The following is a 13,803-nucleotide window of genomic DNA, read 5'->3' as shown; positions in this document are numbered from 1 at the left end:
CCGGGCTCGACGCCGAGCCACCGGGGCGTGGACGTCGATGCCGCTGCGCCGTGCAGCGCCGCTCGCAAGGAGACCCAGATGACCTACGTGAAGCCGCCCGAGCTCGCGACCTCGCTGGTCGACACCGGAGCGATCAAGGTCCACATGTCGACGCGCGACACCCTCGTGCGGGCGTTCATGGGCGGCGCGCTCCTGACGCTCGCGGCCGCCTTCGCGGTCAAGATGACCGTCGACACCGGGCTGCCGGTCGTCGGGGCCGTGCTGTTCCCCATCGGCTTCGTCCTGCTCTACCTGCTCGGCTACGACCTGCTGACCGGGATGTTCGTCCTCGGCCCGCTCGCGTGGGTCGCGAGACGCCCCGGCGTGACCGCCCGCGCGGTGCTGCGGAACTGGGGGCTGGTGTTCTCCGGCAACTTCCTCGGCGCGCTCATGGTCGCGGTGCTCGTGTCCGTCTTCGTCACGTTCGGCTTCGACACGACGATCGACGACGCGGCGAACCCGTTCGCCGCGTACGGCCAGAAGCTCGCCGCGATCGGCCACGAGCGGACGCTGGGCTACGAGGCCCACGGCGCCGGCGGGTGGGGTGCGGTCTTCGTCCGCGGGATGCTGTGCAACTGGATGGTCTCGACGGCCGTCGTCGGCGCCCTGCTCGCCAAGGACGTGCTCGGCAAGGTGGTCGTGATGTGGCTGCCGATCATGCTGTTCTTCGCGATGGGCTTCGAGCACTCGGTCGTCAACATGTTCCTGTTCCCCGTCGGCCTCATGCTCGGCGCCGACTTCACGTGGGTCGACTACGCCCTGTGGAACGAGATCCCGACGGTGCTCGGCAACCTCGTGGGCGGGCTGCTGCTCACGGGCGCCGCGATCTACCTCACGCACTACAAGGCGGCGCCCGAGCGCACGGACGCCGGTCGCGAGGACGCCGCGGACGTCACCCGCGACGCCGTCGACCTGCGCGTGAGCGCGTCCCCCACGCCCGGCGCCTGACCGGCACCTGCCCGGCACCTGTCTGGCACCGAGCCGCCCTGCCCCGGGGAGCACGGACGCAGGGCCCCTCGCGCCGCACGCGAGGGGCCCTGCGTCGTCCACCACCCCGGGACCCGGGGGTCGTCGGTCAGCGCTTGAGGTTGACGAGCTCCTGGAGCAGCTCGTCGGACGTCGTGATGACGCGTGAGTTCGCCTGGAAGCCGCGCTGGGCGACGATGAGGTTCGTGAACTCGCTCGACAGGTCGACGTTCGACATCTCGAGCGCGCCGCCCGCGAGGCTGCCGCGGCCGCCCGTGCCCGCGGCGCCGATCTGCGCGTCGCCCGAGTTGACGCTCGTCCGGTAGAGCGAGCCGCCCGCCTTGGACAGGCCGGCCGGGTTGGTGAAGCTGCCCATCGCGAGCTTGCCGATGGCCTGCTTGAGCCCGTTGCTGAACGAGCCGGTGATCGTGCCGTCCGCGGCGAGCGCGAACGACTCGAGCGTCCCGGCGGCGTAGCCGTCCTGGCTCTTCTTGGCGATCGTGTCGACGCCCGCGAAGCCCGAGACGGTGCTCAGGTCGACCGTGACCGCGCCGACCGCGAACGTCCGCGGCGACGTCAGGGCGCCCGTGGTGGCGTCGAAGACGAGCGGCGTCGTCGGGTACGTCGACGTGCCGTCGGTCGCGGACATCGTCCAGCCCGCCGCGCCCTTGGTGAACGTCAGGGCGAGCTCGCGCGCGTTGCCGGTCTCGTCGAACAGCTGCACGACGCGCTCCAGCGAGGTGCCCACCGCGGCGTCGGCCTTGAGGTTGCCGCCGAAGACCGCCTCGGTCGACGCGTTGGCCTCCATGAGCCGGCCCGCGGGCACGCTCAGGTCGCTGACCGGGCCGTTGGTGTCGATCGTCCCGCCGGGGCCGGCGAGCCAGCCCTGCACGAGCGCGCCCTCGCCGGGGAGCACCATCTGGCCGGTCGCGTCGAAGTCGAACGACCCGGCGCGCGTGTAGAACGTCTCGGCGCCCTTGCGAACCATGAAGAAGCCGTCGCCCTGGATCATCATGTCGGTGCTGCGGCCCGTGAGCTGCGAGGCGCCCTGCGTGAAGTTCGTGGTGATGCCGGCGACCTTGACGCCGAGGCCGACCTGCGCCGGGTTGGTACCACCGTTGCCGGCCTGCGCGCCGCCGGCGTTCTGCACGACCTGGCTCAGGGTGTCCTGGAACTGCACCTGCGAGGCCTTGAAGCCCGTGGTGTTGACGTTGGCGATGTTGTTGCCGGTCACGTCGAGCATCGTCTGGTGGCTGCGGAGGCCCGAGATGCCGGAGAAGAGCGAGCGGAGCATGGGAGGTCCCTTTCGGTGGTGGGTGCGACGCTCGCGCGTCAGGAGGCTGGGGTGGTCGTGGGCGTGGTGGGCACCGCGGGTGCGGTGACGCTCGCGACCGAGTCGAGGGGGACCTCCATGTCCCCCACCTTCACGGCGGGTACGGCGCCTGCGTACGAGACGGCCGAGACGGTGCCCGTCGCGACCTTCCCGTCGGCGCCGGTGTACGTGACGTCCTTGCCGACGAGGTTCGCGGCGGCCATGCGCATCTGCAGCGAGAAGCTCTCGCGCGAGGTCGTGGTGAGCTCGATCAGCTGCTCCATGGTCGTCATCTGGGTCGTCTGGGCCATCAGGTCCGAGCTGTCCATCGGCGAGCTGGGGTCCTGGTTGCGGAGTTGGGTGGTGAGAAGCTGCAGGAACGCCTGCTTGTCGAGCTCCTTGGTCGCGGCCTTGGCGGGCGGGGTGGCGCCTGCGGCCTGCGCTCCGTAGGCGGAGGACACGTCGATGGTCATGGTGCTCCCTGGTCAGGCGAGGAGGTCGAGCGTGCCGGCCGGGTTGGCGGGCGACGCGGGTCGGGCGGGGACGTCGGAGGCCGCGTCGGACGGGTCCGAGCCGGCGCGGGTGGCGGCGGAGCGCGCGGCGAGCGCGTCGCGGCGGGCGTCGGCCTGCGCGCCGGCCTGCTGGCCGGGGTCGCGCGAGCCGAGCTGGAGGTCGGCGTCGAGGCCGGCCGAGGCGAGGTCACGGCGCAGGTCGGCGAGCGAGCCCTTGAGCGCCTCGCGGGCCTGGTCGGTCGCGCCGAGGAGCTCGATGCGGACCGCGTCCGGGGTGATGTGCGCGACGACGCGGACCGGCCCGAAGTGCTCCGGGTCGACCGCGAGCGTGAGCACGTGCTGCCCGGCGCCGAGGCCGCGCACCGAGGCCAGGCGCGCGCCGAGCTGCTCGGCGAGCGGGACCTGCGGGGCGGGGGCCGGTGCCTGCTCGGTGCCGCGCGCGGCGGCCGGTGCGGCCGTGGCCGCCGCGGCGTCGGGGGCGACGACCCCGCCGACCGCCGGGGCGACGGGCTGGGGGGCGGGGGTCGAGGCGGTCGTGAGGGTCACCGGGAGCGCCGCGGCGTCGCGGACCGTGCGCGGGTCCGCGGTCGGCGCGAGGTCGGCGGTGGCTGCCGCGGCCGGGGCGGCGGGGCCGGCGGTGCGGGCGGCCTCCGGTGCGGCGGCGGGTGCGGGCGCCGGGGACGGTGCGGTGCCCGACGCGGAGCCGTCGGCCGTCGGGACGGTCGCGGGCGCGGTCGCCGGGGTCCCGGGCGCGGTGGGCGCGGGTGCGCCGGTCGCCGGGGTCGCCGTCACGGACGCCTGCCCGGCGGCGGCCGCTGCGGCAGCCGAGGCCGTGGTCGCGGTCGCGTCGGTCGCCGGTGCCCCGAGCAGGTCGAGCGCGCCGGTCGCCGTGCCGGTGGTCGCCGTGCCGGACGCCGTGCCGGTCGCCGTGGCGGTCGCGGCGGACGTCGCCTCGGCCGCGGCGACGGCGAGCTGCAGCGCGGCGGCGGCCGCGTCGAGCGGGGTCGGCGGCGTCACGACCGGGCCGCCGTCCGCGATGGCGGTCGCGTCCGGCGCACCGGCGCCGTCCGCCGTCCCGGCCGCGGGGGCCGCGGGGGCGCTCGCGGAGGAGTCGGCCCGCGCCGCGTCGTCGGGACGGCCCTGGGGCTGACCCGAGCGGGTCGCTGCGCCGGTCCGGGCCGGGCCGGGCTCCCCCGCCGGGCGCGTGCTCGGGTCGGGGCGCGCGGACCGGTCGCCGATCTCGCTGCGCAGGACCTGGTCGAACGCGTCGCGCGGCGCTCCCGCGCTCGTGCGTGCGGGGCTGCGCGTGCTGCTCGTCGCGGTCGACGCGGGCGCCCCCGCCATCGTCAGCGCGGTCACGCGGTCACCCCCGCGAGGCGTGCGGCGAACGCCGCGGCGTCGGCGGCGGCCCCCTGGGCGGTCGTGGTGGCGCTCACCGGCGCTGCTCCTTCTGCTGGCAGGACCCGGCGGATCGCCGTCGGGGTCGTGTACACGTCGCGGACGGTGACGTCCTGGCCGGGCTTGGGCGCGTCGACCATCCGGCCGTCGCCCACGTAGATGCCGATGTGCGTCCCGCCGCCGAAGACGACCAGGTCGCCCGGCCGCGCGTCGTCGAGCGAGGCCACCGGGGTGCCCAGGGTCATCTGCTGGCGCGCGGTGCGCGGGACGTCGGTCACGCCGAGGTCGGCGAGCGACCGCAGCACGAGGCCCGAGCAGTCGAGGCCGCCCTCGGCGAGCGACTCCCCACCCCACACGTAGGGCGTGCCGACGTACTTCGTCGCGGCCTCGACGAGGCTCGCGCCGGTCGGACCGGACGCAGTGGCCGCAGCGGCCGGCGCCGCCGGGGCGGAAGCGGCGGTGGCCGCGAGGCCGAGGGAGCCGGCGTCGACCCCGAGCGCGGCGAGCGCGGCGGCGAACGTCGCGTCGGACGTCCCGGTCCCGGGGCCCCCCAGGCCTGCTGTGCGGGTGGTCGGCGCGACGGCCGGCAGGACGGCCGACGTCGTGCGCGGCACGACCGGCTGCGGCGCGACGAGGCGGTCGAGCTCGCTCATGCGGGCCTGGACGGCGGCGATCCCGGTCACCGGGTCACCTCCGGGGTGCCCGCCCGCAGCGCGGCGCGGCGCGCGGCCTGCCCGGCGACCTCGTCGAGCACGAGCTGCTCGGCGCGCTCGTCCTCGGCGCGGACCTCGGCGTCGTGCTTCTCCTCGAGCTTCTCCAGGGCACGGGCGCGGGCCTTGGCGCTCGCCCAGACCGCGTGCGCCTGGTCGACGCCGTCGTCCGCGACGCGGACCTCGACCGTGCGCTCGGCGAGCAGGCCGCTGAGCGACACGCGCGCCGCGACGGCCGCACGGAAGTGCAGCTCGTCGGAGTGCGCGGGCATCGCGGCCGAGCCGAGCTGGACCTCGGTGTCGTGCCGGCGGGCCTCGGCGCGCGCCCGCAGCCGGGCGGCGTCGGCGAGCTCGACGGCGGCGCGCTCCTCGGCCGCCGACCGCAGGCGCAGCAGGCTCGCGAGGCGGAAGGTGCGGCTCATGACAGCGGCCCCATCGCGGCGACGAGCGCGGCGAGCCGCTGCCACGAGTCGTGCGACCCGGCGGCGTCGGCGAGGTCCTGCTGCAGGAACGCGTCGATCGCCTGACGGTGCGTCACGGCCGCGTCGACGAGCGGGTTGCTGCCCGGGACGTACGCGCCGACGTCGAGCAGGTCCTGCGCCTGGCGGCGCGCGGCCATGACCGACCGCAGCCGGGTCGCCAGGTCGCGCTGCTCGCGCGTCGTGACCCGGGACGCCACGCGGGAGATCGAGCCGAGCGCGTCGACGCTCGGGAAGTGGCCCTGGACGGCGAGGCGGCGGTCGAGCACGACGTGGCCGTCGAGGATCGAGCGCGCGGCGTCGGCGATGGGCTCGTTGTGGTCGTCGCCGTCGACGAGGACGGTGTAGATCCCGGTGACCGAGCCGCTCGACGCCGTGCCGGCGCGCTCGAGCAGCTGGGCGAGCAGCGCGAACGTGCTCGGCGGGTAGCCGCGCGTCGCGGGCGGCTCGCCGACCGAGAGGCCGATCTCGCGCTGCGCCATGGCGACGCGGGTCAGGGAGTCCATCATCAGCACGACGTCGCTGCCGCCGTCGCGGAAGTGCTCCGCGATGCGGGTCGCGACGAACGCGGAGCGCAGGCGCACGAGCGGCGGCTCGTCGGACGTCGCGACGACGACGACGCTGCGGGCCAGGCCCTCGGGCCCCAGATCGTCCTCGAGGAACTCGCGGACCTCACGCCCGCGCTCGCCGACGAGGGCGATCACGGAGACCTCGGCGTCGGTGCCGCGCGCGACCATCGACAGCAGGCTCGACTTGCCGACGCCCGAGCCCGCGAACAGGCCCATGCGCTGGCCGCGGCCGACCGTGACGAGCGTGTCGAGCACGCGCACGCCCAGGTCGAGCGGGGCGTCGACGCGGGCACGCTCGAGCGGGTGCGGCGCGGTGCCGTTGACCCCGACGTACGCGTCGGCGCGCAGCGGGCCCTTGCCGTCGATGGGCCGGCCGAGCCCGTCGAGGACCCGCCCGAGCAGACCGTGGCCGACCGGTGCCGTCAGCTCGGCGCCCGTCGGGCGCACGCGCATCCCGGCGCGCAGGCCGTGCGTGGGGCCGAGCGGCATGCAGCGCGCGGACGGGCCCTGCGCGGCGACGACCTCGGCCGGCACGCGCGTGCCGTCCTCGAGGTCGATCTCGACGAGGTCGCCCACGGCGGAGCCGGTCCCGGCGATCTCGACGGTGAGCCCGACCACGCCGCGCACGGTGCCGACGACCTCGGGCGCGCTCGCGCCGAGCGCACGGTCCCACGCGGACGTGACGGCGTGCGGGGCGAAGCTCAGCGCGCTCATGCGAGGTACCCCCGCTGGTGCGGCAGGACGTGGCCGGCGGCGGCGTGCTCGCGGCCCGCGGCGGACAGGGCGGGCGCGGACCCGACCTCGGCGAGCAGGACGGCGCGGGCACGGTCGAGCGCGGCGTCGATGCGCCCGTCGAGGTACCCGTCCGGGTGCTCCCCGACCGCGTCGCCGGGGGCGAGCGCGGGGTCGGCGACGACCTCGACGCCCGCCGCGGCGGGGACCCCGCCGGCGGCCTGGAGCGCCGCGACATCGCGCGGGTGCAGACGCACGGTGTGCACGCCCGGGACGAGCGGGTGGCCGAGCACACGGGCCAGGGCGGCGCGGGCGGAGCGCTCGCCGTCGGTGAGCTCGGTGCCGAGCACCGCGGCGGCGAGTTCGAGCGCGGCGGCGTGCAGCCGGGCCTCGGCGTGCGCGAGCACGGGCGCGGTCCGGGCGGCGGCGACCTGCGCGGCGCGCCCGAGGGCGTCGAGCGCGGCGGCGTGCTCCGCGGCACGGCGGGCGTCCTCCGACGCGCGGCGGGCGGCGACGTGCTCGGCCTCGACCTGCGCGGCGCGGGCGGCCTCGGACGCCCCGGCGGCGAAGCCCGCGGCGTACCCGGCGGACCGGGCCCGCTCGCGCTCGGCCTCGACCGCGTGCGTGGCGGTCGCCGAGGAGACGCGCTCGAAGACGGCCGGCACGGGCGCCGAGGGGGCCGTGGGCACGGACGGGGCCGTCGGGGCGCCCGTCTGCGCGGTGAACGCGGACCGGGCGACCGGCGCCTCGGACTGCGCAGCGGCGGACGGGCGCAGCACGGCGCCGAAGAGGTCAGGCAACGTACTCGTCCTCACCGTCGCGGCGGATCACGATCTGGCCGCTCTCCTCGAGCCGGCGGATCGACTGCACGATCTGCGCGCGCGCGTCCTCGACCTGCGAGAGGCGCACGGGCCCGAGCAGCTCGATCTCCTCGACGAGGTTCTCGCGCGCCCGCTCCGACAGGTTGCGCAGGATCTTGTCGCGCACCTCGGTCGAGACGCCCTTGAGCGCGATCGACAGCTCCGAGGTCTCGACCGAGCGCAGCACGAGCTGCATCGCGCGGTCCTCGAGCAGCACGATGTCGCCGAAGACGAACATCCGGCTGCGCACCTCGTCGGCGAGCGCCTCGTCGCGGGACATGAGGCCCTCGAGGATGAGCTTCTCCGTGGTCGGGTCGGCGCGGTTGATGATCTCGACGAGCGGCTGGACGCCGCCGATCGCGGACATCTCCGTGGGCGTCAGGACCGTCGAGGCCTTGCGCTGCAGGTTCTCGGCGATGACCTTGACGACGTCCGGCGAGGCCCGCTCCATGAGCGCGATGCGGTGCGCGACGTCGCCCTGGAGCTCGCCCGGCAGGCCCGCGAGGATCGCCGACGCGTGCTCGGGGCGCAGGTGCGCGAGCACGAGCGCGACGGCCTGGGGGTGCTCGTTGCTGATCAGCGAGAGGACCTGGCGCGCGTCGGCGTTCTGCAGGAACTCGAACGGCTGGCCGGCCATCGTGGTCTGGAGCCGCGCGAGCATGCCCGCGGCGAGCTCGCTGCCGAGCGAGGACTCGAGCAGCGCCTGCGCGTACGCCATGCCGCCGCCGACCCCGGGCCCCACGACGGACACGTCGTAGAACTCCTCGAGGACCTCGTCGGCCTGGCCCTGCTCGACGCGCTCGAGCCGCATGATCTCGGCGGTGAGCGCCTCGATCTCGTCGGTGTCGAGCTGCGCCATGACGCGGGCGGCGCGGTCGCGGCCGAGCTGCAGGAGCAGCATCGCGGCCTTCTGGGTGCCGGTCAGGGTCGCGGACATCAGCGGCGACCGCTTCCGGACGTGGTGAGCCAGCCGCGCAGCAGGTCGGCCACCTCGGCCGGCTGCTCGTCGGCGAGCGCGGAGATCTCGGCGCGCTTGACCGCGAGCGCGTCGGGCAGCTCGGGCACCGTGTCGCCCACGGGCAGCGCCGGGAGGCCGTCGCCGGCGCCCTCGATGCCGATCGGGTCGGGCTCGCGGATCGGCAGGAGCTCGCCGATGTCGAGCGACTCACGGCGGCTGCGGCGCGACCGGCGGGCCGCGGCGATGATCAGCGCCAGCACGACGAGCAGCACGACCCCGGCGATGGCGGCCTGGCGGATCAGCGTCTCCTGCTGCTCCTTCTCGGCGAGCCGGTCGGCGGCGGCGAGCGCGTCCTGCGCGGTCTCGGCGGCGCTCGTGTCGAAGAGCATCTGCTGCACGGCGATGGTGTCGCCCCGCGCGGCGTCGATCCCGGCCGCGGCGCTCAGCGTCGCGGTGAGCGCGGCGAGGTCCATCGCGGCGGTCGCCTCGGCGTCGACCACGACGGCGAGCGACTGGCGCTTGACGCTGCCCGGCGCGGTCGTCGTCTGCTCGGTGACCTTGTCGATCGCGTTCGTGACGTCCTCGCTCGTCGAGGTGTAGGTGCCGTTGCCGGCCTCGCCCGACGGGACGGCGATGTTGTCGGGGCCGAGCACGCCGGTCGCGTTGCCGCCGCCGGTGCCCGTGTACTCCTCGGTCGTCGTGGACGACGCGAGCGGCGGGGTCTCGGGCTTGGCGGTGAACGACTCGCTCGTGCGCTGCGTCTGGTCGTAGTCGAGCTCGGCGGTCATCGTCACGGCGGACTTGCCGACGCCGACGACCTGGTCGAGCAGCGCCTGCACGGCGCCCTTGACGCGGGCCTCGTACTCGCCGGTCTGCTGGCCGGACATGCCGCCCGTGGGGTTGGCGCCGACCGTCGAGAGGACCTTGCCGGCCGCGTCGATCACGGCGACGTCGGTCGTCTTCATGCCCTCGATGCCCGCGGACACGAGGTGCACGATCGCCTGGACCTGGTCGCCCGAGAGCTCGACGCCGGTCTTGGTGCGGATGAACACGGACGCCGTGGGGTCGGCCTTCTCGGAGACGAAGACGCTGTCCTGCGGGAGCGCGAGCTTGACGGTCGCGGCCTCGACGCCCTGCATCGCGCCGATCGTCTTGGCGAGCTCGCCCTCGAGCGCCCGCTGGTAGGTGACCTCCTGCTGGAACTCCGAGGACGTCATGCCCATGTCGTCGAGCAGCGAGTAGCCGCCGCCGTCGGTGTTCGCGGGCAGGCCCGCCGCGGCGAGCTTGAGGCGCATGCCGTAGAGCTTGTCGGCGGGCACGAGCACCGTGCCGCCGCCGTCGGTCAGGTCGTAGGCGACGCCCTCGGCGTCGAGCTGGTCGACGACCGCCGAGGCGTCCGTGGCCGAGAGCCCCGTGAACAGGGGGCTCAGCGTGGGCTTGGCGGCCCAGCTGCTGAGCGCGACCGCGCCGAGCACGAGGACCGCGAGGCCGATGAGCGCGAGGGTGCGCTGCGCGAGGGAGAACTGCTTGACGGCGGCGGTGAGCTTGCCCAGCGCCCCGGTGAGCTGCGCGGGCATCAGGCCTGCATCCGCATGATCTCGGAGAACGCCTCGACGGCCTTGTTGCGGACCGCGGCGGTCAGCTCGAGCGCGAGCTTCGACTCGGCGGCGGCGATCGTGTAGTCGTGCACGTCGTCGAGGTCACCCGTGACGGCCTTGACCGAGAGCTCGTTGCTCGTCGACTGGAGCTGTTGCAGGTTGTCGATCGAGCCGAGCGCGGAGGCGAAGCCGGCTCCGCCGTCGGTCGAGGCGCCGGCGTCGACGCCCGTGGCGCCCGTCGGGCCGGAGAGGTAGCCGGTCGCGGCGACCGGGGAGACGCCGGCGGAGATGCCGGAGATCGCGGGGATGCTCATCAGGAACGTCCGATCTGGAGAGCGGCCTCGTAGGTGGCCTTGGCACGGTCGACGATGGCGGCGTTGGCCTGGTAGCCGCGCTGCGCCATGATCAGCTGGGACATCTGGGACGACATGTCGATGTCGGGGTAGCGGACGTAGCCGCCCTCGTCGGCGAGCGGGTGGTCGGGCTCGTAGACCATGCGGCCCTCGGCGTCGCCGAGCTCGATGCCCGCGACCTGCACGCCGCCGCCGTTCGCGGTGGGGATCTCGCTCGCGACGACGTACTTCGCCTGGTAGGCCGCCTCGTTCGACGAGCGCACCGTGGACATGTTCGCGAGGTTGTCGCTCACCGCGTCGAGCCACTTGCGGTACACGGTCAGTCCGCTGCCGGCGACGCCGATCGCCCCGAAGATCGTCATCAGCTCGTCCTCATCGCGGCGCGCACGCTCGAGAAGGTGCCGTCGACCGCCTGGGTCGCGAGCTGGTAGCGCAGGTTGGTGTCGACGTTCAGCAGCGTCTCGGCGTCGAGGTTGACGTTGTTGCCGTCCTCGCGCGTCGGCTCGAGCGAGCGGGCGACGCCCGCGACCGTGGCGTCCTTCGACCCGGTCCCGACCGCGCGGCTCAGCTCGGCCTCGAACTGCACGCGCTTGGCCTGGTAGCCGGGGGTCTGGATGTTCGCGACGTTCTCCGCGATGGTGCGCTGACGCAGCGCGAGGCCGTCGAGCGCGCTGTTGAGCGCGACGTAGCCGACGGAGTCGAACATGCCCATGCGGGGTACACCTCACCGACGATGGTGCTGGGGGTCGGCCGATCCGTGGCCTGCTGGGTGAGCGATCCGTGCTCACGCCTCCCATCGGGTTCCACCCGGGTGACCTGAGGTCTTTTCCCCGGTCAGGCCGGGCTTCACCCTCTCCTCACCCGGACGGTCGAGCCGCGTCGCTCGGGTTGTCCCGCGGTGTCCGGGTGCGGCGCAGCGCCCTGGCACGACGACGCGCACCGGAGTGCGGGACTCCGGTGCACGGGCGGGGTGCGGTGGGGCTCAGCCCTGGGTGTCGAGGTACACCGGCACGGCCGGCGGGCGCTCGCGCATCGCGTCGACGGCGACGAGGTGACGGCGGCTCAGCAGGGCGGCCGCGGCGGTGCGCCGGGCGACGTCGAGCTGGCGGTCGAGCAGCGCCTGGGCGCGCTCGACGAGGGGCGCGGGCAGCGGGCCCAGCCCGGTGGGCGGCACCCACTGCTGCGAGCGCAGCTCGACGGGACCCGCGTGGTCGGCGCGCAGGAGCGCCTCGGCCTCCGCGACGTCGAGCTCGAGCTCGGTCAGCGCGTGCGACCAGGCCGCGTCCCACGCGGGAGCCGTCACGGCGTGGAGGCCGGCGTGCATCCCCGCAGGGGCCGCGATCCCCTGGTCAGCCGACACCGAGGACACCGAGCCCGGTGCTGGCGCCCGGCTCGGCGCCGAAGCGCTGGGTCGGCACGACGGGGGCTGCCGGAGCGGTGGCGAGCGACGCCGCGGCCTCGTGCCACGCGTCGCGCAGCGGGGCGATGATCTCGCGGCACGCCGCGGCCCTCTCGGCGCTGCCCGTCATGGAGGTCTCGATGAGCTCCGAGAGCAGGAACGTGTAGATCGACATGAGGCCCGGGCCGCCGTCCCACGCGCCCACGTCGAGGCTCGAGATGAGCTCGGCGAGGATGTCCTGCGCGTGCGCGAGCTGCTGGGTCGCCTCGACCTTGTCCCCCGCCTGGAGCGCCTTCTCGGCGCGCTCGACGTCGAGCACCATCCGGTCGTAGAGCATCGTGAGCAGACGCGAGGGCCCGACCGTCGCGACGGTGTCGGCGAGGTACCGGGAGCGGACGTCGTACATGGCTGTGTCCTTCGGTGGTCGGGAGGCGGTCAGCGGGAGCCGGACAGCGACGAGAGCTGGCCCGCGAGCCAGGAGGACTGCGACCGCAGGCCCGAGAGGCTGACCTCGAGCGAGGCGTACGTCTTCTGCAGCCCGGCGCGGCGCGTCGCGAGGCGCAGGTCCCAGTTGGCGATCTGGTTGCCGAGGTCCTTGACGACGCCCTGCTGGCTGGTGATCTTGGCGGTCAGGCTGCCGTCGACCTTGTCGGACGCCTTGGTCGCGACGTCGGCGACGCGCTGGGCGAGCCCCGAGATGACCTTCTCGACCTTCGCGGGGTCGGCGGCCAGCGCCGCGGAGAACTTGGCCTCGTCGAACGTGAACGTGCCGTCACGCCCCACGACGATGCCGACGGTGGTCGGCGAGACCCCGTCGACCGGGTACGACGCGGCCGTCTGGAGCTGCTGCGCGAGGCCGCGGACCGCGGAGTCACCGCTGAACAGGCCACCCGTGACGACGCTGCGGCCGTCCTCGCCGGTCTTCGTCGTCGTGGAGGTGCGCGAGGTGACGTCGGACAGGACGACGCCGAGTGCGCCGACGAGGCCGGACGCGAGCTTCTTCACCGCGGCGTCGTCGCGTGCGACCGTGAGCGTGACCGGCTGCTCGTCCGCCTTCGTCAGCGCGGAGACGGTGAAGCTCACGCCGTCGAGCACGTTCGCGAACGTGTTGGTGGTGGACTTCACGGCCTTCTCGGCGCCGCTGCCGGCCCAGAGCAGGACTTCCGCGTCACGGGCCGTGCGCAGGTCGTTCTTCGCGACGGGCACGGACGCACCGGTGAGGGTTCCGGCCGCGCCGGCGAAGACCTCGAAGTCCTTCGTCGCGCCGGTCTCGGAGCCGGTGAGCTGGATGCGGTAGGTGCCGTCGACCTTGACGGCCACGGCCTTGACCCCCGCGGCGGTGGTGGAGTTGATCGCCTTGACGACGTCCTCGACCGAGTCGGACGCCGCGGTCACGGTGACGTCCTTGGCCGTGCCGGTCGTCGAGTCGGCGTCCGTGCGGATGGTGAACGTGGGCGGGGTCCCGGTGAACGCGCCCGAGGCGCCGGGGAAGTCGAGGATCGACACCTGGTTGCTCGCGAGCGAGGTGACCTTGAAGCTCAGCTCCGAGGGCAGCGCCGTCGCGGTCGTCGTCGCGGTGACGGACGTCGCCGAGGCGGTCGCCTTGTACGCCTGCCACGAGACGGGCTTCGTCGCGGTCGTCGCAGCCTCCGCGAGCGAGGCGACCTTGGTGTTGAGGGACTGGAGCGCGGTGACGAAGCTCGTCGTACTCGTCTGCTTGGTCTTCAGCAGCGTCTGCGGCATCGCCTCGGCCTGCATGAGCTGGTTGATCAGGCTGGTCGTGTCCAGACCGCTGACCATCCCGTCGATGCCCATCGACACCATGAGGTTCCCCGTCCTTCGTGCTGAGCCGGCCGGCAGGCGGTGCTGGCGACCGGGCGGTCCTGGATGCGCGACCGGCGGCGGGCGGACGGTTCGT

The 13,803-nt window shown here is 74.6% G+C and carries 16 protein-coding genes; 1 reads left to right on the top strand and 15 read right to left on the bottom strand.

Features of this window, described 5'->3' with window-relative positions; genetic code table 11:
• Positions 1-78 precede the first annotated feature (78 nt).
• Complete coding sequence (locus CCE01nite_RS20505; RefSeq protein WP_141372931.1) at positions 79-987, top strand: formate/nitrite transporter family protein; 909 nt, start codon at positions 79-81, stop codon at positions 985-987.
• Between the two features lie 127 nt (positions 988-1,114).
• Here CCE01nite_RS20505 and CCE01nite_RS20500 read toward each other — a convergent pair whose 3' ends face one another.
• The 15 genes from CCE01nite_RS20500 to fliD all read right to left on the bottom strand — a co-directional run bounded on the left by CCE01nite_RS20500 (position 1,115) and on the right by fliD (position 13,709).
• Entirely contained in the window at positions 1,115-2,299 is a 1,185-nt protein-coding gene (locus CCE01nite_RS20500) for a flagellar hook protein FlgE (protein WP_141372930.1), read from the bottom strand.
• Between the two features lie 38 nt (positions 2,300-2,337).
• The gene (locus tag CCE01nite_RS20495; RefSeq protein ID WP_141372929.1) at positions 2,338-2,790 is read right to left on the bottom strand and encodes a flagellar hook assembly protein FlgD; all 453 of its coding nucleotides are present in this window, start codon (positions 2,788-2,790) and stop codon (positions 2,338-2,340) included.
• 12 nt (positions 2,791-2,802) lie between these two features.
• Positions 2,803-4,188, bottom strand: a complete 1,386-nt coding sequence (locus tag CCE01nite_RS20490) for a flagellar hook-length control protein FliK (protein WP_141372928.1) — start codon at positions 4,186-4,188, stop codon at positions 2,803-2,805.
• Complete coding sequence (locus CCE01nite_RS20485; protein WP_141372927.1) at positions 4,185-4,910, bottom strand: C40 family peptidase; 726 nt, start codon at positions 4,908-4,910, stop codon at positions 4,185-4,187. The genes CCE01nite_RS20490 and CCE01nite_RS20485 overlap by 4 nt, the downstream gene beginning before the upstream one ends.
• On the bottom strand, positions 4,907-5,359 hold the full coding sequence (locus tag CCE01nite_RS20480; protein ID WP_141372926.1) for a flagellar export protein FliJ: 453 nt from the start codon (positions 5,357-5,359) through the stop codon (positions 4,907-4,909). Before CCE01nite_RS20480 ends, CCE01nite_RS20485 begins: the two co-directional genes overlap by 4 nt.
• Positions 5,356-6,699, bottom strand: a complete 1,344-nt coding sequence (locus CCE01nite_RS20475) for a FliI/YscN family ATPase (protein WP_141372925.1) — start codon at positions 6,697-6,699, stop codon at positions 5,356-5,358. Before CCE01nite_RS20475 ends, CCE01nite_RS20480 begins: the two co-directional genes overlap by 4 nt.
• Positions 6,696-7,517 (bottom strand): FliH/SctL family protein, encoded by an 822-nt coding sequence (locus tag CCE01nite_RS20470; RefSeq protein WP_141372924.1) that lies wholly within the window; start codon positions 7,515-7,517, stop codon positions 6,696-6,698. Before CCE01nite_RS20470 ends, CCE01nite_RS20475 begins: the two co-directional genes overlap by 4 nt.
• The gene (gene fliG, locus CCE01nite_RS20465; RefSeq protein ID WP_034633479.1) at positions 7,510-8,514 is read right to left on the bottom strand and encodes a flagellar motor switch protein FliG; all 1,005 of its coding nucleotides are present in this window, start codon (positions 8,512-8,514) and stop codon (positions 7,510-7,512) included. The genes CCE01nite_RS20470 and fliG overlap by 8 nt, the downstream gene beginning before the upstream one ends.
• Entirely contained in the window at positions 8,514-10,112 is a 1,599-nt protein-coding gene (fliF, locus tag CCE01nite_RS20460; protein ID WP_034633477.1) for a flagellar basal-body MS-ring/collar protein FliF, read from the bottom strand. Before fliF ends, fliG begins: the two co-directional genes overlap by 1 nt.
• Positions 10,112-10,447 carry a flagellar hook-basal body complex protein FliE gene (gene fliE / locus CCE01nite_RS20455; RefSeq protein ID WP_034633474.1) on the bottom strand — a complete coding sequence of 112 codons (336 nt, stop codon included), beginning with the start codon at positions 10,445-10,447 and terminating at the stop codon, positions 10,112-10,114. The genes fliF and fliE overlap by 1 nt, the downstream gene beginning before the upstream one ends.
• On the bottom strand, positions 10,447-10,848 hold the full coding sequence (flgC, locus tag CCE01nite_RS20450; RefSeq protein WP_034633470.1) for a flagellar basal body rod protein FlgC: 402 nt from the start codon (positions 10,846-10,848) through the stop codon (positions 10,447-10,449). The genes fliE and flgC overlap by 1 nt, the downstream gene beginning before the upstream one ends.
• Entirely contained in the window at positions 10,848-11,192 is a 345-nt protein-coding gene (locus CCE01nite_RS20445) for a flagellar basal body rod protein FlgB (RefSeq protein ID WP_034633499.1), read from the bottom strand. The genes flgC and CCE01nite_RS20445 overlap by 1 nt, the downstream gene beginning before the upstream one ends.
• A gap of 276 nt (positions 11,193-11,468) precedes the next feature.
• On the bottom strand, positions 11,469-11,810 hold the full coding sequence (locus tag CCE01nite_RS20440; protein WP_084142879.1) for a hypothetical protein: 342 nt from the start codon (positions 11,808-11,810) through the stop codon (positions 11,469-11,471).
• Between the two features lie 25 nt (positions 11,811-11,835).
• Positions 11,836-12,291, bottom strand: coding sequence for a flagellar export chaperone FliS (locus CCE01nite_RS20435; RefSeq protein ID WP_034633468.1), 456 nt, complete (start codon positions 12,289-12,291; stop codon positions 11,836-11,838).
• 29 nt (positions 12,292-12,320) lie between these two features.
• The gene (gene fliD / locus CCE01nite_RS20430) at positions 12,321-13,709 is read right to left on the bottom strand and encodes a flagellar filament capping protein FliD (RefSeq protein ID WP_052104362.1); all 1,389 of its coding nucleotides are present in this window, start codon (positions 13,707-13,709) and stop codon (positions 12,321-12,323) included.
• Positions 13,710-13,803 lie beyond the last annotated feature (94 nt).

Source organism: Cellulomonas cellasea, from assembly GCF_006538745.1.
GTDB lineage: Bacteria > Actinomycetota > Actinomycetes > Actinomycetales > Cellulomonadaceae > Cellulomonas_A > Cellulomonas_A cellasea.
This window is presented reverse-complemented; position numbering and strand designations above follow the sequence as displayed.